Genomic DNA, 21,731 nt, shown 5'->3' with positions numbered 1-21,731 from the left:
GGGAGGTGACGATGAAAAAAAATCCCTGAATTGACGTGAGACTGACGATATCTTTGTAGTAATGATCTGTGAAATATTGATATATTTACATTAAAGACTGTGCGGTTTTCACATGCGGAAGCATTTATTTTTATTCCTGGTTCTCTCCATTCCTTTACTGGCATCCGGTCAGGACAATACCCCCAAATACAGCAATGAATTTCTTTCTATTGGTGTAGGGGCACGCGGACTGGCAATGTCGGGAAGTCAGACTGCCCATGTTGGAGACATAACTTCCGCATACTGGAACCCGGCGGGGCTTACAGCTATGACCGGGGATTTCCAGGTATCGCTGATGCATGCTGAATATTTTGCAGGGATTGCCAAGTACGATTATGCGGGGTTTGGAATTCGTGTGGATTCCTTGAGTACATTCGCCGCGTCGGTGATCCGATTCGGCGTGGATGATATCCCCGATACGCGTTTTTTATATGATGCGAATGGAGCGATTAACTATGACCGAATAAGGTTTTTCTCTGCTGCGGATTATGCCTTTCTGCTCAGCTATGCACGGCGTATCCCCCAATGGAATAATCTTCAGCTGGGAGCCAATGTGAAAGTCATACATCGTATCGCCGGGGATTTTGCCAGTGCATGGGGATTTGGAATTGACCTGGGTGCGCAGTATAAAACGGGCGGCTGGCAATTCGGTGTAATGCTTCAGGATATCACCGGTACATTCAACGCATGGTCGCACAATGCTGAACTGGTAACCAGCATTTATACGCAAACCGGCAATGAAATACCCCAGAATTCTGTTGAGATCACCTTGCCTAAAATGATACTTGGAGTAGCAAGGAATTTCGATCTGTCCAATTTCAGCCTGTTGGTTTCGGCCGATTTCATAACTACTTTCGACGGTAAGAGAAATACACTCATTAAATCGGACCCCATCTCGATTGATCCGGCCCTGGGTGTAGAAGTTGGCTACAAACAAACTGCATTCCTTCGGCTCGGCGTTGGGGATTATCAGCAAATAAAGGATTTCGACGGTTCAACATATGCCAGCTATCAACCTAATTTCGGAGTAGGTGCCCGCCTGAACAACGTGCAGATCGATTATGCACTCACCGATATCGGAAATCAGGCAGAGTCGCTTTATTCCCATGTGTTTTCCATTTCAATTCGATTCGATAAAAAATGAGGTGCATCGGTATTATAGCGTTCATTCTGACTGGTATTTCAGTTTTTGCTCAGCCCTATGGTGATGAATGGATCGATTACAATAAGCAATACTGGCGCATTCAAACCGCTGAAGAGGGGATTTACAGAATTTCGTATACCGATCTGGAATTGGCAGGCTTCCCGGTGACATCCCTTGATCCCAGAAGAATTCAGCTCTATCACCGTGGAACGCAGGTGGCTATATACGTGGAGGGACAGGCGGATGCGGTTTTCAATCCCACCGACTTTATTGAATTTTATGGAACCAAAAATGATGGGACGCTGGATGCAAATTTATATTCCCCGAGCACTTTTCAGCCCCACAAACTTTATAATATCTTTTCTGATTCCACCGCCTACTTTTTAACTTATACTCTCTCACCGCTTGAACAGGGTAAGCGCATGCGGGCGTACAAGGAGAATAATACGTCGAACCTTCCTGCAGAAAACTATGCCAGGGATGAGTTGAGCCGTATTATCACCGATGACTATGCCCCCGGGCGACGGTTCAATTCGCGTGATGTAACACGCCTTACGGCCTTTGATCAGGGTGAAGGATGGACGGGAAGGGTTATTCAGGAAGGTCAGAATGTACTATATTCAGTAAGTGGAATCCAGGATCCTCGTCCTGATCTTGTCCCGTCACTGGAAGTTCTCATTACCGGCAGGGATAATGAAACACATGTAGTGGAGATCAGTGCCGGCCCTACAGCCGCATCGCAGCGAAATCTGGGTTCTGTGACTTTCGCTGATTACGAATCAAGAATGATTACCGCACCGCTTTTAGTGAGTGATTTTTCCGCTTCCGGGGATTTGGTAATCACAGTATTCTGCCGGGGGGTTAGCGGCGAGGATGACCTGGTAAGCCTTTCCTATGCCCGTGTTTCTTATGCAAGGGCTCCCGACATGAGAAATGCCGGTCAGCGTAAGTTCCGGTTCACGGCCACTTCCGGAACGAAGGCCTACGTAGAGATAGCAAATGTTCCTGATGGCTCTGAAATGTTTGATGTAACTGATCCTGCAAACGTGGAAATTGTCCGGTTCAATCGTACCGCATCCGGGATCAATGCGATAGTTCAGAATGCCTCGGCTGAACGTACACTTTTGCTTACATCTAATTTCAGGCCTGTATTTGTACGTCCTGCTAAAATGCGTCGACTGGATCCGCAATCTGCCAATTACATCATTATAACAAATTCCTTTTTGCGTTCACCGGCACTAGGCTATGAGGATCCCGTAAAATCATACGGAACCTACAGGGCGAGTGAGGCCGGAGGGGGGTATGATACGATGATCGTGAATGTCCGTGAGTTGTTTGACCAATTCAGCTATGGGGAAACCACACCGCTTGCGGTTTATAATTTCATGAAGAAGTTGGTGGCTGAAGGCCGGCCTGAATATCTTTTCCTGGCCGGGAAGGGACTTGAGCCCCAGCAAAATTTTTATCGTAATCCGAATGGATTTTTTCAGGTGACCAAGGATGACAATGGCCGTACCTATCAGATTCGTGACCTTGTACCCACTGCCGGTACACCCGGAGCAGATGTCGCTTTTACCGCAGGACTTGCCGGGACCACCTACGAAGCAGCCGTGGCCACCGGAAGACTGCCAGCCAATACATCCCTGGATGTGGCTGCCTACCTCGAAAAGGTAATCGCAATGGAATCTCAGCCATTTGATGATTTGTTCAGAAAAAGACTCCTGCATCTGAGCGGAGGGATCTCGGCTACCGAATTACTCGTGTTCAGGAGCTTTATGGATGGGTTCGCAGCCGTGGCGGAAGATATCTATCTTGGAGGAGATGTTCAAACGATTCAGAAGGACAGGCTTGATCTCGAATTTGAGATCAACATCAATGAAGAGATCAACTCGGGACTTGGATTTGTGACATTTTTCGGGCATTCGGCCCCGTCGGTGACCGACATTGATATCGGGTTTGTGACGGATCCTAATTTTGGATATAATAACCCCGATAAATATCCCATGTTCCTTGTAAATGGGTGTCAGGCAGGCCAGTTTTTTGCGTCCGATATTGTATTTGGGGAGGATTGGATCACCAGCCGTAACCTGGGTGCCATCGGATTTATCGCCCACAGCTCATTCGGATTTCAATATGCACTCCGTCGTTATTCGGATATTTTCTATCAGACGGCATTTGGGGACTCACTTTATTTTAATAAACCAATCGGGAACGTTCAGCAGGAAGTGGCACGGCGGTATATGAATATTACAGCGGAATCGCCGCTTACCATTACACAAGTGCAGCAAATGGTTCTGCTCGGTGACCCTGCTGCATCCATCTTTGGAGCGCAAAAGCCTGACTATGAAACCAACAGCAACCAGTTATTCATTGAGGCATCCGATGGGGCACCTGTAACCAGCCGAACGCCTGAATTGATCATGAATATTATTACCCGAAATTTTGGTAAGACCTATAACGATTCCATTGCGGTACGTGTGACGCGCACATTGCCTGATAATTCAGTTCTTTCCTATGATTCGGTTTTTGCGCCGGTGTATTTCCAGGATACCCTGCGGGTTCTCATTCCAAACGGCTTTGCATCGGCCGGTGGCAATAATCTGTTTTCGGTCGTGATTGATTATCCCGATGAGCTGGATGAACTGAACGAAAACAACAATACAGGAATTCTCCAGTTATTCATTCCAACATTTGCTACCCGCAATGTATTCCCGGTTGATTTTTCTATCAACAGTTCAACAGACGTCCGCCTTATCGCCCAGTCAACAGATCCGCTATCTGAAGAACGTTTATATGCATTCGAACTGGATACCGCAAGAACTTTTAACAGTCCGATCAAACGAACGGCCGTTATTTCGGGTAAGCTCCTGGCTACCTGGGATCCTGGAATTTTACCCACAGGGAATGCCGACAGCGTAACGTTTTTCTGGAGATCCCGTTATAACGATCCGGCTCCTGATGAAAGTGATGACTGGGACGTGAGTTCCTTCAGTTATATTAATAACGGGCCTGAGGGATGGACCCAACGGGTTTATCATCAGTTCGATGAGGATATCATCGAAGGGTTGAGCCGTGACGACAGTCGGCAGAAACTCGATTTCATTTCTTCAACGTCGGCTTATAATGTTTTGACCGCTGGGGCTGGAAATCCCCTTACCAACGAGCAGGTATCTGTCACGATCGATGGCATTGAATACATGGTTCAGAATCAGTTCTGCCGGGATAATACCTTGAATTTCATTGCGTTCAACAGAAATACGGCATTTGCGTACCTTGGTTTGCCCCTGCCTGTAACCGATTCACGAACATGCGGTCGACAGCCGCTGGTTATTAACAGCTTTAGCGGTGCGCAGATTAATCTGGCGACTGGTGGAGTGGTGGACTATATCAATGGGATCGATGATGGTAACATTGTTTCCTTCTTCAATATCGGGCAGGTGAATTACAGTCTTTTTTCTGCAGGCGTACAGGCGGCGCTGGCAGATATCGGTTTGACGGCAACAGAAATATCATCGTGGACAAATGGGGAAGCAGTGATTGTAATCGGTCGAAAAGGTGCTGCACCCGGCACAGCAGAGGTCTATCGTGCCACTACTGCGCCAGTGATTGATCAGGAACTGTTCCATGAAGCGGTAATTACGGGAATACTTGATAAGGCCGTGATACAGACGGCACAGATTGGTCCGGCCAGCAGTTGGGGAGATCTTTCATTTTTTAACAAGCTGAAGGGTGAAGATAAAATACAGATTGACCTGATTGGTGTGTCGCTGGGCGGGCAGGAAACCCAATTACTTGCGGACCTGGATATGTCGCCCGTAGATCTCACTTCGGTTGATGCCGCCAATTATCCTTATCTGAAGCTAAGGGCTGATCTGGAAGACCTTCAGGATCGTACTACTCCTGAATTAGTACGATGGCAGGTGTCGTATGAAGGTGTCCCTGAGGGGCTTCTGATTGCGCGGGATGTGCGAAAACCACAGGTTGAGGTTCAGGAGGGCGCAGTGATAGAAAATGTATTCGGATTCGTGAATATTTCTGAAAGAACGTTCAGTGATTCACTCACAGTTAGATATAGTATATTTAACAGGACGCAGCAGCAGGGTTTTGAAGAATTCACCAGGATCAAGGCACCACTGCCGGGTGATACAACCTTTTTCAATATAGTAACACAAACAGCCGGCCAGACCGGGTTACTTGACTACAGTGTTCGTGTAAATCCTCAAATTGAACCGGAGCAGTATTATGACAATAACCAGTTTGATGAGCGGGGATATATTCTTGTAGGCCAGGATAATATCAATCCGTTGATCGACGTGGTCTTCGATGGCGAATATATCATGGATGGTGATATAGTATCTCCCAATCCATTGATCTCGGTAAAACTACTGGATGAGAATGAGTTCCTTCTGAAAACGGATACAACCAATATTTCCCTTGCACTGAAACAGCCTTGTGAGGGATGTACCTATCAGAATGTTACATTTTCTTCCAGTGCGGTGACCTGGTCCCCTGCCACAGCAGAGAAGCCCTTTTCAATCGAATACCGGCCCGGGATTCTGGAAGATGGCCTGTATGGGTTCCGTGTTCAGGCGGCGGACGCATCGGGTAATTTCGCCGGGGATGAGGCGTATGAAATAAATTTCGAGGTAATCAATGAATCAACCATCACGAACTTTTATCCATATCCGAATCCTTTTTCTACAAATACCCGTTTTGTATTTACACTAACAGGTGCCACAATTCCGGAAGGGATTAAGATTCAGATCATGACTGTGACGGGCAAAGTGGTACGGGAAATCACACAGGATGAGCTCGGCCCGATCCGTATCGGTCATAATCTTACCGAATATGCCTGGGATGGACGGGATGAGTTTGGTGATCAGCTGGCAAATGGCGTTTATTTATACCGCGTATTGATTCAGTCGGGTGCCGGTGACCTTGAACACAGGGAAACCGCTGGCGACAAGGCCTTTAAAAAAGGCTTTGGAAAGATCTATATCCTGCGCTGATCTCCCCCAGATTGGGTGAAATTTATTTTCGTTGTAAATTCTCACCAGGAAACATATTTTAAGGATGAAAGCGACTGCCGGATGTATTATTACCCTTATTTGGGTGACGCTCGCTGTGAATACATATTCGCAGTCCTTCAACTTCATGAATTTTAGCATTGCCGACGGACTTGTCCATGATAAAGTCACCGATATCTGTGAAGACTCATATGGTAATTTGTGGATTGCTACCCTGGGTGGCGGACTGTCAAAATTCAATGGTGTTGAGTTCAGTAATATTACGATCAAGGATGGACTTGCCAGCAATTATGTGCGATCTGTTCTTGTGGATCGTACAGGAAGGGTCTGGGCTGCAACGGCTGAGGGAATTTCGATGTATGACGGCAAGTCTTTCAGGAACTACCGGATCGATCAGAAGGATGAGAATAATTCCGTACAGACACTTTTTGAAGACCAGGAAGGGCATATTTGGTTTGCCGCCTTTGGGGGTCATTTCGGACGGGTAGATGGCGTTTCACTTGAACTTCAATTCTATTCCTATCCGCGAGCGTCCTTCAATGATAATATTATTGCCATTAACCAGGATGCAAGTGGTAGGATCTGGCTTGTTTCTTCAATCCAGGGATTACTTTCCTTCCACGGTGAAAAATTCGAGGAGGTCATCAGCAACCAGGAACTGGGAGGCTATGTACTTTCAATTTTTAATCATAATGACACCCTCTGGATAGGCACAAACCGTGGCATCTACTTTTATGATATTCAGCAAACCGAGCCTGAAATCCGCACAGTACCCGCCCTGAACAACATCTTTATAAAGAAGATTCGGGTAATGAACGACAGGGATATCTGGATGGTAACGTCGTCCGGAATTTTTAACTACAGGGAAGGTGAGTTGCGTGAATTTACTTCCAGGGAAGGCTTTACAGATGCTGCAGTGAATACTTTATTCACCGACCGGGAGGGCAATATCTGGTTTGGCACTGATGGGGAAGGTCTGTATGAGCTGGCCAGTGAATCATTTGTTCGTTTTGGTATTGAACACGGACTTACCGGGCATCCGGTTAATGCGATAACACGTGATCTCGATGGTAATTATTGGCTGGGTACCTATGGTGGAGGCATTGTGAAATATGATGGAAACGATTTCATCCTTTATGAAAAGGATTCAGGTTTATCCAATACATATATTTCGGCAGCGGAAACCGATGAAAAGGGAAATCTGTGGTTTGGCACGCTGAGTGCCGGCTTGATCATTTATGACGGGGTTTCCTTCAGGGATATTGGAGAAAATGAAGGTCTTGAATTACTGGGTATCCGTTTCCTCTTTCATGATTCTGAAAACAACATGTGGATCGGAAGCGGGGAGGGGTTGGCACGATGGGACGGCAGTAGTTTCACAAACTATACCACCGATGATGGCTTGTATGATAACATCATCTGGACCATTTCTGAACCAGAACCCGGAAGGATCCTGATTGTAACCAGGGAGGGATTTAATTTCTTTGAAAATGGCAGGATTCAACAAGGATTTAATGACCCCTCGATATTCAGTAATCGGGTGAATACAGCGTTTGAAGATGCCCTGGGAAATTACTGGATTGGTTATTCCGGACATGGTATTATCCGTGTAGATCATGAAACAGGAAATGTTTCAGGTTATTCCGATGAAAACGGATTGAATTCCAACCTGATCTACAACCTGATCTATGATGAACAGGCCAACGATATTGTGGTTGGCACGGAGCGTGGAATCGACCGCATTGATCTTGACGAAAACCTGGAAGTTGAGCGGATAAAAACCTTTCAGCGGATCGAAGGGTTCAATAATCTTCAAACACTGCCGCATGCGGTGTACAGGGATTCCGATGGTAGCATATGGTTTGGAACGCGACGTGAATTATTCCGCTATCAACCCGATAAAATCAGGGTGAACAAAAATGAACCGATCGTTTATATTTCGGGGGTTCAGCTGATTTATGATGATGTAGACTGGACGGAATACACAGATTCGGTGGGTTCATGGCATAATGTACCTGCAGACCTCAACCTCTCCCATACAAACAATAACCTGGCGATCAGTTTCTTTGGAAACAGCCTCCGAAATCCGAATGAGGTTCAGTATAAATTCAGAATGGTCGGCCTGAAGAATGAGTGGTCGGCTGTCACCACAAACAACCAGGCATCCTATACCAATCTGTCACCCGGGGATTACCAGTTTGAGGTAATGGCGGCAAACAGCGACGGGGTCTGGACGAAGGAACCGGCCGTTTTCGCCTTTTCCATCGTTCCGCCATTTTGGCAACGCCCCTGGTTTTTTGGTATTGTTATTTTGTATTTCATAGTGATGATTTCCTTATACAACAACTACCGGGTTCGCGCAAACCTGAATAAGATTCTTACTATTGAGAAGATCCGGCAGGAGGAACTCACGAAGGTTCGCAAAAGAATGGCCCGGGATTTTCATGATAACATGGGAAATCAGATTGCGAGTATCACAATGTATGCAAACCTGATCAGTCTGAAGCTTCAGAACCGAACCGATGAGATTGATCATTTGCTTCATAATATTGAGAAACATACCAAAACACTTTTTACCGGAACCAAGGATTTTATCTGGTCTATGGATCCCGACAGCGATCACCTGGGAAAGGTATATACCTATATCAAGGATTTTGGAGAAGAACTGTTTGACAATACTCCTATCATCTTCTATGCTGATATCAAAGGCACGGTAAGTGATGACATACCATTACCTTCGGGATGGAGCCGGCAAATAGTTTTGATATTCAAAGAAACAATGACCAATACGCTTAAACATTCGCAGGCCAGTGAAGTTCACCTGGATATGGAACCTAAATCCGGTGGATTCGTAATTAACTGTAGGGATAACGGGAAGGGAATTGCGGCAGATCAAACCGGTAAGGGTTACGGATTGAAAAATATGAAAGTTCGCGCTGGGCAGATCGGCTGTGAGCTTGAGTTTCTCACTCCATCAGAAGGGACCGGTACGATTGTGCAATTCAGAGCCCGGTTGCCACGCGAAAAGCGAAACGGAGTGGTCAAGAAATTTTTCAACAAAACAACAACACGATGAATTACTTTAGGTCAAGGATTGTAATTGTAGAGGATAACGATGTGGTACGCGAGGGTTTTTCCCTGATCATTAACAGCATCAGTAATTATTATGTAGTCAACAGTTACGATAATGCAGAAGATTCCATCAGGAATTTGAAAAAGGACAAGCCCGATGTGATCCTGATGGATCTTGAATTACCCGGTATGAGTGGAATTGAAGCCATTGCCGCAATCAAAAAGCTGAACCCATCGATTGATATATTGGTGAATACCATCTACGAAAACAGTGAACTGGTATTCCAGGCATTATGTGCAGGGGCTACAGGGTATATTACCAAGAATACCAATCATACCGAGTTGCTGAATGCCATAAAGGAATTGATCCAGGGTGGTGCGCCGATGACGTCGAATATCGCCAAAATGGTGGTAAAATCATTTCAAAAAAATCCGAATTCGCCTATTTCTGCCCGGGAGACCGAGGTGCTGGAGTTGCTGGCACAGGGTAAGAGCTACAGTATGATTGCCAGGGATCTGTTCATAACGAAAGAGACCGCTAAATCACATATTAAAAATATATATGCCAAGTTGCAGGTGAACAGCAAGTCGGAGGCCATTGCCAAGGCAACACGCGATAAACTTATTTAATTTTCACCCAAAAGGGAGGGGGTATAATTCTGAATTTTCAGATGTTATACCCCCTTTTTTATTCTCATCAGGGGATCAAAATCCCCCATAATCGTTCAACAGGGTATTTTTTTAACTGAAAATTCAAGCTGTTTGGGGGATTTATCCTGTTCCCGCATTCGTGACATTTGAGTTAAGCTGGTTCCGTTATTTCTGCGAGGTTATTCCCCGCGGCTGATCGGAGGCATGTGAAGCTGATTTTTAACTTAACTCAAACCCTATGAAGAAGAATTTACTCCTTTCCTTCTTTTTGCTGTTGCTCATACCGTCGGTCGTGATGGCACAGCAGGAAGTGTCCGGTAAGGTGACATCGTCGGATGATGGTGCACCGCTTCCGGGTGTTAATGTGGTTGTAAAAGGGACTACTCAGGGTACAGTTACCGATATAGATGGAAATTATCGGATTACTGTTCCCAATGGGAATGTGACCCTTGTTTACTCGTTTATTGGTCTGGCCACACAGGAAATACCTCTAAACAACCGCACTCAGCTGGATATCCAGATGGCGACTGATACCAAGCAGCTGAGTGAAGTTATTGTCACGGCAGCAGGTATTGAACGTGAACAGCGCTCACTGGGATACAGCGTTCAGGAAGTGGACGGTGAGGCGTTATCGCAAAAGAGCACAAACAACGTATTTGAATCACTCCAGGGCAAGGTTGCGGGTCTCACCATAAACCAGAACTCCGGAGCTCCAGGGGGTGGTGCAACCATTCTCATACGGGGTGCAACATCTCTGGCGGGAAACAGCCGTAACTCACCGCTGATTGTCGTGGATGGTATTCCGATCGATAATGATTTTGTGCGCGGGGATGTTGGATCCGGATCAGCAGAGGTTTTTGGAAGTGGTTCCATTGGCGGTAGTCGGGGATTCGATATAAATCCCGAGGATATTGCCGAAATAACCGTTCTGAAAGGGCCTGCAGCAGCAGCTCTCTATGGTATTCGTGCCGCGAATGGAGCAATAGTTATAACCACGAAACGGCCGTCCGGACTACAGGGTACATCGGTAGCGGTGACTTCATCGTTCAACGTTTCACGGGTAAATATCCTGCCTAACTATCAGAATGACTACGGACAGGGGTTATCCTTCCGACATCACTCTCCGTTCTCTTCAAATTCATGGGGTCGTCCTTTTGGTGCCATTCCAAATGATTCGATCACGGATCATAACGGAAACAGGGTGGCTTACGTGAATTACCCGGATAACGTAAGGGATTTTTTCAATGACGGATACCTGTGGAATAATAATATTGAATTTTCAGGCAGCAATGGTGCGTCCGGATTTATAGTTTCGGTAGGGCGAACAGATCAGAGTGGAATTATTCCGGAGTCTGATCTGAACCGAACTAATATCCGACTGGCCGGAACTACCGAATTTTTGGGTAAGGTGCTGCTCAGTGGAAGCTTCCAGTACATCAACACTCAAATTCTGGGATCGCCTCAGGGTAATAACGGATCTTCAGTATTCTTCCTGCTGCCGAGTATTCCACGCAGCTATGACCTGAATGGCCGGCCCTATCTGAATCCGGATGGCACACAGAACTGGTATTCATCCACCGACCATCCGCTCTGGTCAGCCAAGAATAACCCGGCCACTAATGAGGTTGACAGGTTTCTTGGAAACATCAAGCTGGGATATGACTTCACCGACTGGCTGTCACTAAGCTACCAGTTTGGGTTTGATGTGAATGGTGAAAACCGTAAGGAAGTCTATGCCAGGGGAAGTTCACGTTTCAATGATGGATTGATTATTCAGGATGAATTGACGTTCCGGCTATACGAGTCGACACTACTCTTATCGGCGAACAAAGACCTGAATGAAGACTTCAATTTGTCTGTAACACTGGGTCATAACCTGAACAGTACCAAGAGAGATCGTTTTATCGTTCAGGGCGCTGGTATCACGACACCCGGAATCAACAATATTCTGAATACAGAGACGGTGACGGTTGACCCCAGGAACGGGGTATGGTCGAACCGCCGCCTGATGGGAGTTTTCGCAGATGTGACACTGGGTTACAAGGATTGGGCTTATCTGAATGTGACAGGACGAAATGACTGGTCATCAACCCTGCCGCTTGCCAACAACAGCTTTTTCTACCCCAGCATCAGTGGTACTCTCATTTTTACAGATGCGTTGGGAATAACGAGCGACTTTCTGTCATTTGGAAAGATCAAGGCAGCCTATGCAACAGTAGGTAACGATGCCACTCCTTTCCTGACGACAACGACCTATGTGGTTCCAAGTCTTGGAAATAATACGGGTTCCATCAATTTCCCATTCCAGGGGACTGCGGCATTTACCCAGAGCAATATCCTGGGTAATGATAACCTTAAACCGGAAGAAACATCATCGATTGAATTCGGCCTTACACTTGGATTGCTGAATAACCGTTTCAATGTGGATCTGACATACTACGATCAGGAAACCAAGGATCAGATATTGTTCCTTCAGCTTCCTGTGAGTACAGGATATACGAGCTATGTGACTAATGCGGGTTCTATCACCAACAAGGGCTTTGAAGCGGTGTTAAGTGGTCAGATTCTTCAGAATGGGCCTGTTCGTTGGGAAGCGATTGTGAATTTCTCCCGAAACCGAAATAAGGTAAATGAACTTGCAGAGGGGCTTGACGCCACATTCCTGTCGGGCTTTACCGGGGCAGAATCCAGCGCCGTTGTGGGTGAACCACTGGGTGTGTTCCGTGGTAGTCCGTATGCGCGTGACCCTGAAACGGGCGAACTCCTGGTTCTCGGAACGGGTGTAAACCGTGGTCAGCTGTTTAATTCAACGGAGTTTAGTGTGATTGGTGATCCAAACCCCGACTGGAATGCCTCGCTGATCAACAAGTTAAGCTGGAAAGGGATACGCCTTGGCTTTCAGTTTGACATTCAAAAAGGTGGAGATATATGGTCTAACACAATCGGTTTTGCCGGCGGGTTGGGATCACTTGAGGAAACCGGTGTCGACCGTGAGGACCCCCGTGTGATACCAGGTGTTCTTGTTGATGCATCTGGCGATTTCATTCTGGATGATGCCGGAAATAAGATCGCGAATAACATTCAGGTGGATGCACAGACATATTGGAGAAGTGTGAACGGAGCTTTCTTTGAAGGATCCATATTCGATGCCTCCTATGTACGGCTGAGGGAAATTACGCTCGGGTATTCATTACCTTCTGCAATTCTTTCCAATACACCTTTTAAGACCTTCGATGTGTCACTTTCAGCAAGAAACCTGTGGACATATGCACCAAATCTTGGCGGGCATATTGATCCGGAAGTAGCTAATGCTCCCGGAGCGCTGGCAAGGGGCCTTGAATGGAATTCATCGCCTGGTCTGGTGAATTATGGTATCAATCTGAAGTTCACTTTTTAAGCATGATGATTATGAAAAGTAAATATATAATACTCCTGTTCAGCGTGTTAACATTAACAGCGTGTAATGATTGGCTGGACATCAATAACGACCCGAATAATCCTGTGGAAGTAACGCCCGACCGGATTTTACCGGCAACACAGGTGAACACTGCATTTATCCTGGGTAAAGATTTGAATTTGCAGACACTTGCCATTGTGCAACACCTGGCAGGGACAAATAATCAGCTTTTGTCTTACGATACATATTTTTTCAACGGGACGGAGGCCGACAATGTTTGGCTGGGAATCTATGCCGGAGCACTTCAGGATCTGAAGAAGATCGAGGATATTTCTGCGGAGAACGGAGACGTTTTCTTTGGTGCGATAGCCAAAATCCAGGGTGCTTTCCTGTTTGGTCTGACTACCGATCTGTACGGGGATATTCCTTTCTCTCAAAGCCTTCAGGACATCGATATCGTTGCCCCGGAATTTGATTCGCAGGAAAATATCTACGGCGGTGTAATTTCAATGCTCGAATCGGCAGTAACCGATCTTGGTTCTTCAGACCTGGGTGTAAATCCCGGTGCCAGTGATCTGGTATATGGAGGCAGTGTTGATCAATGGCTTCGGCTGGCGAAATCACTACAGCTCAAGTTCTGGATTCAGCAGCGAAAGATAAACGCTTCGGGAGCAGCCGCAGCGATTAATGCCCTGATTGCAGAGGGTGAATTACTGGAAGGTAATGGCGATAATTTCAGTGTGCCATTCGGAACTACTAATGGAAATCAGCACCCATTGTATGACTTTGCGTTTAATCGCCGGCCAGGAGATATTGCCATCAGTCAGCGTTTTATAGATTCACTAAAGGCCACCAGCGATCCCCGTCTGGATGTGTATTTCAAGGACCAGGGCCAGGGAGATTATCTTGGCTACGATAATGGCGGAACAGCAGCCCCTCCCTTGCTGGCGCAGCGTGCTGTGCTTGGAACATTTCCGGTAGGGGATAACGGAGAGGCATCACAACGGCTTTATACCTATTATACACAACAGTTTTATCTGGCTGAAGCTGCCATTACATTGGGGACCAATGGTGATGCCCGGGCATATTTTGAAGATGCTATGGCGGCAGCACTGGGTGAAGCAGGTGTGTCTGACGGGGAAGCTGCCGCCTATATTTCTACGCGACTTGCGGCCTATGATGCAGCAGGCAGCGATGAGGAAAGGCTGAGCATTGTGATGCGGGATAAATGGGTTTCCAATTTGGCTAATGGTGTGGAGGCCTTCAATGACTGGCGCCGGACCGGATATCCGCAGCTCATTCCCAGTACGACACCAGGGACCCCGGATGGTTCCATACCTGTTCGTTTGCTGTATTCTTCCAATGAATTATCATCCAATCCGAACCTTGAAAATCAATCGCAACTGATCGATCCTGTTTGGTGGGATGTAGACTAATAAAGACAACGAATATGAAAAAGATAACCTATTTAATTGCAATTATGCTGATGTCCGTTAGTGTGACATCATGCCTGGAGAGCGATGAGTTTGACGGACTTACAGACAATAAGCCGGCCATCGCTGTGAAATTCCCGGGAAGAACGTATGACCAGCAGGTCGGCCTGGGATTTGTGACTACCGGATATGCAGGAAATCCTACTATTACCTACACCATGGAGCTTGATGGAGGAAATACGGATATCGAAAGCATTCTGAAAGTAGAAGGCAGAGCCGGGGACGTGAACCTGGGAGTCTGCGGCTATGCCACTATTGAGGACGATGACATAGCAGTTAATGCCCGGTCGTTTGATTACACGCGATCACTTGAATTTTTTCTGACTTCTCCAGCGCTATGTGCGGGGGTTCTGGATAAACCCAATACTTATTTTGAATTGATATTTACAATTCAATTAACCAATGGGGACCAGATCGTGACCATGCCTGTGCGCGGAATTTTCAAACAATAAGTTTGACCTGCGAAAAGACCACCTATCAGGTGGTCTTTTTTTATGCATCCGGAAGCTGAATGATCTTCACGACAATCTCATGGTGGTCACCGTCATTGTCGATGGTGTGAAATCTTATATTTGGATTGTCATCATGATGATGGTTATCGATATGTACGATCCTGTTGCCTTTTAATCCGGCTTCAATCTGATCTTTTAGTTTTTCCAGAACGATAGCGAAATTAACCTCTAGCTCGCTGGGATTATATTCTTTTGTTTTCATATCCATTTAATTAATGCGGAAGCCCAGGTGAAACCGCTTCCGAACGCTGCCAGGCAAATGATGTCTCCGGGCTTGATCCGGCCTTCCTGAATTGCTTCACTCATGGCTATCGGAATCGAACCTGCGGTTGTATTGCCATATCGCATGATATTATTATAAACCTTTTCGTCGGCAAGGCCAAGTTTTTGCTGCAGGTATTGACTGATGCGTAAATTGGCCTGATGCGGAATCAACAAATCAATGTCCTCTTTTGTCATGTTGTTGGCATCCAGGGCCTCCTGGATCACTTCCTGGAATCGAACCACCGCATGCTTAAAAACGAGATTGCCATTCATATATACTTTATAGGTGGATGTGTCCAGAATCTGTTCGGGCTGACGCTCTTCACGTGGCCGGCTGCTACCGGGATCTTTCACGTATAATTCTTCCGCGTACCGGCCATCAGAATGCAGGTGGGTCGAAAGAATTCCAGGTTGGTCAGAAGCAGTCACGACGGCTGCACCAACGCCATCTCCGAAAATCACCGCTGTTCCACGGCCACGGGTGGTAAGATCCAGTGCTGTGGATTGAATCTCCCCGCCAATTACCAAAACATTCCGGTACATTCCGGTTTTTATGAACTGGTCGGCCACAGACAGGGCATAGATAAACCCTGAACAGGCATTGCGAATATCAATTGCCGGAATGGATTCAAGTCCGAGTTCACGCTGCAGCAATACACCTGAACCTGGAAAGAAATAATCCGGTGTAATCGTGGCAAATACAATAAAATCGATATCATCTGCCGTCATGCCTGCATTTTTCAGCGCCATTCGTGAGGCACTAGCCGACATGTTTGCCAGGGTGTCTTTAGCAGGGTCTATGAATCGTCGTTCCTTTATTCCGGTCCTTTCAACGATCCATTCGTCAGTTGTATCAATTACTTTGCTGAGATCATCGTTTGTGACGATTTTTTCAGGCACATGATGCCCTGTACCAACAATTTTCGAATACTGCATAGGTAATTTGTTATGCCCTCAAATATAGGTAAATTTAACTAACATTAGTTAGGAAGAAATGAACGCAGCAGCCCGGCACCCGCATACAAAATTAAAAGCAACCTGTTCGTTTGTTCTTATTTTCCTGTTCCTGAATATTTTCGCTTATGCACAATCGCAGGGAGTACATCGGGAAATTGCAGAGATGAACCGTCAAATGGAGAAACTATTCAGGAATGGAATGATGCGTGAGCTTGCTGCACTTTACCTGGATGAGGGTGTCCTTCTCTCCCCCGGAGGAGCCACTATAACAGGGCGGGCGCAGATTGATCAATACTGGACCCGAATTGAATCACCGGTGGATTGGAAACTTGATGTAATTTTCGTTACCGCCGATGAACAGCAAATCTATTCACATGAGTTCTGGACCTCGTTGGAAACGAAGCCGCCGGACTGGCGGGAGTCTGTTGCTGATTCACTAACATCAGATCTCGTCTTTCAGCTGGGGCATAGTACACTTACTACCATTTGGGAAGGAAGTGAACGAACGAGTGAGGTTGATTTTTTACTTGTCTGGAAGAAAACTTCCGCGGGTTACAGAATCCTGGCAGACTCCTATACTTTTTAGAAAATATACGGCCAGAATACTAACACCCCGGTTATGACTGCAAAAAGAGCTGCCACAAGTACCGCCGCAGCCGCCAGATCTTTCACATTTCGGATCATTTCGTCCTGCTCAAGTGTAATCCGGTCACAAAGATATTCAATGGCTGTATTGAAAATTTCCGCACAGAAAACCATGCACATCGCCAATAGCAGGAAAAGCCATTCTGAAACGCTGATCCGGAAGTAAAACCCCAAAATTACAACAAGAAAGGAAATGGCGAGATGAATACGGGCATTGGGTTCACGCATTAAAATCTGAAAGATTCCCTGGAAGGCATACCGGAAACTATGGAGGCGATTTTTTGATTTCATATTAGGGAAAATTTACCAATTGATTTGATTCCCGCGAACCAGTTATATTATCTAATAAATAAGTTAGGGAGGATTAGGGAGTTTAACAGGTTCATTTTTGAAAAATATCATCAGGCGGGGAAGGTTGCTCCATAGGAAAAATCATACAGCTGGATAAGGCAATCAATTTGTTCCTGTAAAAAAGACAATATCGATCCACTGAAAGCCATTGAGGTCAATGGATTCCGGAATTATCACCAAATAATCAGGTTAAGTTTTGCCTTAAAAGAGGCTAATTTTCCTGCAGGGTCTTTTTCTCTTCAGTGGATTTGGTTCTCGTATATTCCTTCTCTTCGAACTTCTTTGGGGCATAGAGAAAACCAAAGGCTTCGGCGCCTTCCTTGGTATGAACCTGGTGGTGGATGTAATGGGCATGCATCATCCGGTTCAGGTAATGACTGCGTTTTTTAGGCCGCCATTTGATGCGCTGGTGCACGATAATGTCATGAAAAATAAGGTAAAAGGCACCATAGCAGAAGATGCCGATGCCCACAGACATCAGGTATGGGTTATCGTAGATGCTTGAATACAGGATAAGTGATATACTCGGTATACTGAAGACCAGGGCAAAAAGGTCGTTCCTTTCCAACGTATGCTGATGTTTTTTGTGATGACTTTCATGCCAGACCCATAAAAATCCGTGCATAATATACTTATGTGTAAACCATGCGACTGCTTCCATGAATAAAAATGTGCCGATAACAATCAGCGAGCAAATAAGTATTAATGTCCAATCCATCACGCAATAACTATTTCTTCTTTTGAATTTTTAAACAATTCCTCCAACACATTATACCGATAATCAAAGATAGCCCTTACCTTTTTACCAACAAATAGCCAGTTTGCAAATTGCCCCAGCCAGCCAAACGGGATAGCATAATTTACCTCATCTGTCATTTCGACACCGCCATCGACTTCTCTGAAAAAATGCTGGTGATGCCAGAGCGCGTACGGCCCGAATCGCTGTTCATCCACAAAGTGAACGGGCTCCTGCACATGTGTTATCTCTGTTACCCAATGAACAGAAATCCATGGCAGAACGTTTACAAAATAGCGGATAAGTTGTCCTGCATACATTTTTTCGCCCCCTGATACATACAGTATGCGGAATTTCATGTCAGGCGGTGTGATCTCCCTTAGATTATGCGGGGAGGAGAAATATGACCACGCTGTTTCAATACTGATGGGAAGAAACTGCGTTCTCTTCAGCTGATAAATTCTCATTACTTTCCTTATTGGGTATAAAGTTAACGATTGCCTTTGCCATTTTTGGAAATATCAGGGCATGGAAGGGAATAAGGATATACCAGTACAATCTTCCCATTAGTCCAAGCGGCCGAAAGGTGGCCGTTTGGATCAGTTCCATTGTATCAGGATGTTCAACAATGCGAAACTCCAGCCATGCCTCACCAGGCAGTTTCATTTCTGCGTAGAGGAGCAATCGGTTTTTGTGTTCATCTGCGAGAATAACCCGCCAGAAGTCGAGCGCATCACCGGCTTTGAGTTCAGCAGGCGATCTTCTGCCACGCCGAAGTCCCACACCGCCAACTGCCTTGTCAAGGAACCCCCGAATTTTCCACATCCAGTTCCCGAAATACCAACCGCGCTTTCCGCCGATTGCCCAGATATTGGCAGCGATCCGATCTTTTTCCTGTTTGGGAAAAGATCGTTTTCTCACGTCCCTCAAACAGCCGTATTTGGGTACGTCAATGAAATCCATGAAGTTGGACTGGATATCCCGGTTGCCTACCGCATCAATCCAGCTGGAAACAATATTTTTCTGGTTGATCCGACTGAAGGCCATCTCAAGTGCCTGGACATATGTAATTTTTTCAATTGACACGACACTGTCAATATCTCCCATTTCGACCACTACATCATTTTTCATGCTTTCAACCAGGTTTCTCGCCAGGGGGTAGGAGGTCGTGGTCACGAAGTACAACCAAAGAGATGACAGGCGGGGAGTAAGAACAGGGAGTGTTAAGATGTACCGTTTTAATTTTCGTACCCGGGCATACTGCATCAGCATTTCATGATAGGTGAGTACATCCGGTCCGCCGATGTCGTATGTTTTATCAAAGCATTCCTTATTTCCAAGAACTGCCACCAGGTAGTCAATTACGTTTCGGATTCCAATGGGCTGGCATTTGCTGTTCAGCCATTTTGGGGCGATCATGACGGGTAATTTTTCAACCAGATCGCGGATGATCTCGAAAGATGCGCTACCAGATCCGATAATGATGGCTGCGCGCAACACGGTAGTTGGAATGCCACTGGATTGCAGGATGGTTTCTACATTTCTGCGGCTCCGCAAATGTTCACTGAGATTGGTGTCATTCACGATTCCACCAAGGTAAATGATCTGCTGAGCCTTTGTGTTTCTCAGGCAATCCGCGAAGTTTTGAGCCGTTTGTTTCTCGATTCCTTCAAACCCCGAATAGGAATTGCCCAGGGAATGTACCAGGTAATAGGCAGCGTCAATATCTGAAGGAATAGTTTTCAGGCTGTTGGCATCAGCCAGATCGCCCTCGATCACATCGATTCTTGACAAGAAACTCTCAGAGAAATCCTCCCAGTCAAAGCGCCGCTTGTCACGCACGATACAGACAACATGATGCCCGGCATTAACCAATACAGGCAAAAGCCGTCGTCCCAGGTACCCGGTTGATCCTGTGAGTAGAATTTTCATCCTACTGCTTCTTTATAGACATCCAGTGCACGTTCGCGCGCTTGTTTATGGTCAATAATCGGATCAGGATAATTGTCGGTTTCCAGTTCCGGAATCCAATGTTGAATATACCTTTCCTGTTTATCAAATTTTTCAGTTTGGGTATAGGGGTTAAAAATCCGGAAGTAAGGCTGGGCATCTGTTCCGGTTCCGGCCGCCCATTGCCACCCGCCATTATTGGAAGCAAGCTCATAATCGAGGAGCTTTCGTGCAAAGTAAGCTTCTCCCCAACGCCAGTCTATCAGCAGATGCTTTGTAAGAAAACTGGCTACGATCATTCGTACGCGGTTGTGCATATAGCCTGTGGTATTCAATTCACGCATGCCGGCATCAACGATCGGGTAACCGGTCGTGCCCGTGCACCAGCGTTCAAAATCATCCGGATTATTCCTCCATTGAATGGCATCATATTTTTTATGGAAATTTTCATTGACCACTCTTGGGAAATGCCAGAGGATCATTTGGTAGAACTCCCGCCATATCAATTCATTTAGAAAAACCTCACTGGTTTCCTTTGCCCGCTGTGCAATTTTTCTGATGCTTACCGTTCCGAACCGGAGATGTATCCCCAGCCGGGATGTGCCATTTTCTGCAGGAAAATCTCGTTTTTCACCATAATTTCGGAGAATCTTATCGGTCACGTCATCATCGGGAAACGGAAGATCAGATTCGGTGAAACCCATGGATGATAAAGAAGGAATCGCGTGGCGTACCGTATGAAAATTATTGAAGTAGAGGGCGGAAGCTACTGATTCCAGATCCTTCTCTGCCAGGTGCTCCTTCCATTTACGGCTGTAGGGGGTGAATACCACGTAAGGCTCTCCATTGTCCTTCAATATCTCCTCCGGCTCCTTGATAACGTGGTCTTTGTAGGTATTGAATGGAATGTTTTGTGCTTCAAGCATCTTCTCAATTCCTGAATCCCTTTCACGTGCATATGGCTCGTAGTCCCTATTGGTATAAACGGCCCCGACGTCATAGATAGAAAGAATTTCCTTCCAGGCTTCTTCGGGCGTCGCATGAAAGCAATGTATACCCGCTTTATGCTCGGCGAGACGGTCGTGCATGGAAGTGAGGGTGCGATGAATGAATGTTACCCGGGCATCATCCCGGTCTTCAAGGTCATCCAGTATATTTTTGTCAAAGATAAATACAGGTACGACAGGCAGATCTCCTTCCAGTGCGGCATATAAGCCGGTGTTGTCATCCCACCGGAGATCACGCCTGTGCCAGAAAATTGCTACCCGATCTTTACTCATTTTTTATCTAATGATTCAATCTCGCTGGAAATGGCTTCTATTTCTTCCATTTTTTTCGCGTAAAGCTTCAGGTCGCCGGAGCGCTGAACATGCATCGCTTCTTCCAGTAATTTTTTTCTCTTTTTCCTCAGCTTATCAGCCGGATTTGATTTGAATAATGAAAACATAATGTTTTTCTCTTGGTATACCAGAATAACAGCTAATAGCCGGGCT

General features: G+C 46.1%; 16 protein-coding genes. 8 read left to right on the top strand and 8 right to left on the bottom strand.

What is annotated here, in order from left to right; all coding sequences use genetic code 11:
* The first annotated feature begins 112 nt into the window (after positions 1–112).
* From LDX50_RS02315 to LDX50_RS02285, 7 genes are all read left to right on the top strand, one after another.
* Positions 113–1,183 (top strand): putative type IX sorting system protein PorV2, encoded by a 1,071-nt coding sequence (locus LDX50_RS02315; RefSeq protein ID WP_225696789.1) that lies wholly within the window; start codon positions 113–115, stop codon positions 1,181–1,183.
* Positions 1,180–6,192: a putative type IX secretion system sortase PorU2 gene (gene porU2 / locus LDX50_RS02310; protein ID WP_225696788.1), complete on the top strand. Its 5,013-nt coding sequence runs from the start codon at positions 1,180–1,182 to the stop codon at positions 6,190–6,192. The genes LDX50_RS02315 and porU2 overlap by 4 nt, the downstream gene beginning before the upstream one ends.
* Before the next feature lie 64 nt (positions 6,193–6,256).
* The gene (locus tag LDX50_RS02305; RefSeq protein ID WP_225696787.1) at positions 6,257–9,286 is read left to right on the top strand and encodes a sensor histidine kinase; all 3,030 of its coding nucleotides are present in this window, start codon (positions 6,257–6,259) and stop codon (positions 9,284–9,286) included.
* Entirely contained in the window at positions 9,283–9,912 is a 630-nt protein-coding gene (locus LDX50_RS02300) for a response regulator transcription factor (protein ID WP_225696786.1), read from the top strand. Before LDX50_RS02305 ends, LDX50_RS02300 begins: the two co-directional genes overlap by 4 nt.
* Positions 9,913–10,171: 259 nt before the next feature.
* Entirely contained in the window at positions 10,172–13,330 is a 3,159-nt protein-coding gene (locus LDX50_RS02295; RefSeq protein ID WP_225696785.1) for a SusC/RagA family TonB-linked outer membrane protein, read from the top strand.
* Positions 13,331–13,341: 11 nt separating this feature from the next.
* Complete coding sequence (locus tag LDX50_RS02290) at positions 13,342–14,766, top strand: SusD/RagB family nutrient-binding outer membrane lipoprotein (protein ID WP_225696784.1); 1,425 nt, start codon at positions 13,342–13,344, stop codon at positions 14,764–14,766.
* Between the two features lie 14 nt (positions 14,767–14,780).
* Positions 14,781–15,275 carry a hypothetical protein gene (locus LDX50_RS02285; protein ID WP_225696783.1) on the top strand — a complete coding sequence of 165 codons (495 nt, stop codon included), beginning with the start codon at positions 14,781–14,783 and terminating at the stop codon, positions 15,273–15,275.
* A 40-nt stretch (positions 15,276–15,315) separates the two neighbouring features.
* Here the strand turns inward: LDX50_RS02285 and LDX50_RS02280 are convergent, their stop codons facing one another.
* On the bottom strand, positions 15,316–15,537 hold the full coding sequence (locus LDX50_RS02280) for a hypothetical protein (protein ID WP_225696782.1): 222 nt from the start codon (positions 15,535–15,537) through the stop codon (positions 15,316–15,318).
* Positions 15,534–16,535: a beta-ketoacyl-ACP synthase III gene (locus tag LDX50_RS02275; RefSeq protein WP_225696781.1), complete on the bottom strand. Its 1,002-nt coding sequence runs from the start codon at positions 16,533–16,535 to the stop codon at positions 15,534–15,536. Before LDX50_RS02275 ends, LDX50_RS02280 begins: the two co-directional genes overlap by 4 nt.
* A gap of 58 nt (positions 16,536–16,593) precedes the next feature.
* Between LDX50_RS02275 and LDX50_RS02270 the strand changes: the two genes are divergently transcribed.
* Positions 16,594–17,142 (top strand): YybH family protein, encoded by a 549-nt coding sequence (locus LDX50_RS02270; RefSeq protein WP_225696780.1) that lies wholly within the window; start codon positions 16,594–16,596, stop codon positions 17,140–17,142.
* Here the strand turns inward: LDX50_RS02270 and LDX50_RS02265 are convergent.
* From LDX50_RS02265 to LDX50_RS02240, 6 genes are all read right to left on the bottom strand, one after another.
* A complete protein-coding gene (locus tag LDX50_RS02265) occupies positions 17,139–17,492 on the bottom strand; it encodes a diacylglycerol kinase (RefSeq protein ID WP_225696779.1) in 354 nt (117 codons plus the stop codon). The genes LDX50_RS02270 and LDX50_RS02265 overlap by 4 nt on opposite strands.
* Positions 17,493–17,763: 271 nt before the next feature.
* Entirely contained in the window at positions 17,764–18,270 is a 507-nt protein-coding gene (locus LDX50_RS02260) for a sterol desaturase family protein (RefSeq protein WP_225696778.1), read from the bottom strand.
* A complete protein-coding gene (locus LDX50_RS02255; RefSeq protein ID WP_225696777.1) occupies positions 18,270–18,755 on the bottom strand; it encodes an SRPBCC family protein in 486 nt (161 codons plus the stop codon). The genes LDX50_RS02260 and LDX50_RS02255 overlap by 1 nt, the downstream gene beginning before the upstream one ends.
* Positions 18,706–20,220, bottom strand: coding sequence for an SDR family oxidoreductase (locus LDX50_RS02250; RefSeq protein WP_225696776.1), 1,515 nt, complete (start codon positions 20,218–20,220; stop codon positions 18,706–18,708). Before LDX50_RS02250 ends, LDX50_RS02255 begins: the two co-directional genes overlap by 50 nt.
* Entirely contained in the window at positions 20,217–21,518 is a 1,302-nt protein-coding gene (locus LDX50_RS02245) for a cryptochrome/photolyase family protein (RefSeq protein WP_225696775.1), read from the bottom strand. Before LDX50_RS02245 ends, LDX50_RS02250 begins: the two co-directional genes overlap by 4 nt.
* Positions 21,515–21,685: a DUF6435 family protein gene (locus LDX50_RS02240; RefSeq protein ID WP_225696774.1), complete on the bottom strand. Its 171-nt coding sequence runs from the start codon at positions 21,683–21,685 to the stop codon at positions 21,515–21,517. The genes LDX50_RS02245 and LDX50_RS02240 overlap by 4 nt, the downstream gene beginning before the upstream one ends.
* Between the last annotated feature and the right edge of the window lie 46 nt (positions 21,686–21,731).

The sequence above is a fragment of the Fulvivirga sedimenti genome, from assembly GCF_020328055.1.
The sequence above is the reverse complement of the archived record's forward strand: the minus strand, read 5'-3'. Positions and strand labels throughout refer to the sequence as shown.

Coding starts and splice junctions, on each gene's coding strand:
- LDX50_RS02315 (WP_225696789.1), top strand. CDS start 113: ATGCGGAAGCATTTATTTTTATTCCTGGTTCTCTCCATTCCTTTACTG.
- porU2 (WP_225696788.1), top strand. CDS start 1,180: ATGAGGTGCATCGGTATTATAGCGTTCATTCTGACTGGTATTTCAGTT.
- LDX50_RS02305 (WP_225696787.1), top strand. CDS start 6,257: ATGAAAGCGACTGCCGGATGTATTATTACCCTTATTTGGGTGACGCTC.
- LDX50_RS02300 (WP_225696786.1), top strand. CDS start 9,283: ATGAATTACTTTAGGTCAAGGATTGTAATTGTAGAGGATAACGATGTG.
- LDX50_RS02295 (WP_225696785.1), top strand. CDS start 10,172: ATGAAGAAGAATTTACTCCTTTCCTTCTTTTTGCTGTTGCTCATACCG.
- LDX50_RS02290 (WP_225696784.1), top strand. CDS start 13,342: ATGAAAAGTAAATATATAATACTCCTGTTCAGCGTGTTAACATTAACA.
- LDX50_RS02285 (WP_225696783.1), top strand. CDS start 14,781: ATGAAAAAGATAACCTATTTAATTGCAATTATGCTGATGTCCGTTAGT.
- LDX50_RS02280 (WP_225696782.1), bottom strand. CDS start 15,537: ATGAAAACAAAAGAATATAATCCCAGCGAGCTAGAGGTTAATTTCGCT.
- LDX50_RS02275 (WP_225696781.1), bottom strand. CDS start 16,535: ATGCAGTATTCGAAAATTGTTGGTACAGGGCATCATGTGCCTGAAAAA.
- LDX50_RS02270 (WP_225696780.1), top strand. CDS start 16,594: ATGAACGCAGCAGCCCGGCACCCGCATACAAAATTAAAAGCAACCTGT.
- LDX50_RS02265 (WP_225696779.1), bottom strand. CDS start 17,492: ATGAAATCAAAAAATCGCCTCCATAGTTTCCGGTATGCCTTCCAGGGA.
- LDX50_RS02260 (WP_225696778.1), bottom strand. CDS start 18,270: ATGGATTGGACATTAATACTTATTTGCTCGCTGATTGTTATCGGCACA.
- LDX50_RS02255 (WP_225696777.1), bottom strand. CDS start 18,755: ATGAGAATTTATCAGCTGAAGAGAACGCAGTTTCTTCCCATCAGTATT.
- LDX50_RS02250 (WP_225696776.1), bottom strand. CDS start 20,220: ATGAAAATTCTACTCACAGGATCAACCGGGTACCTGGGACGACGGCTT.
- LDX50_RS02245 (WP_225696775.1), bottom strand. CDS start 21,518: ATGAGTAAAGATCGGGTAGCAATTTTCTGGCACAGGCGTGATCTCCGG.
- LDX50_RS02240 (WP_225696774.1), bottom strand. CDS start 21,685: ATGTTTTCATTATTCAAATCAAATCCGGCTGATAAGCTGAGGAAAAAG.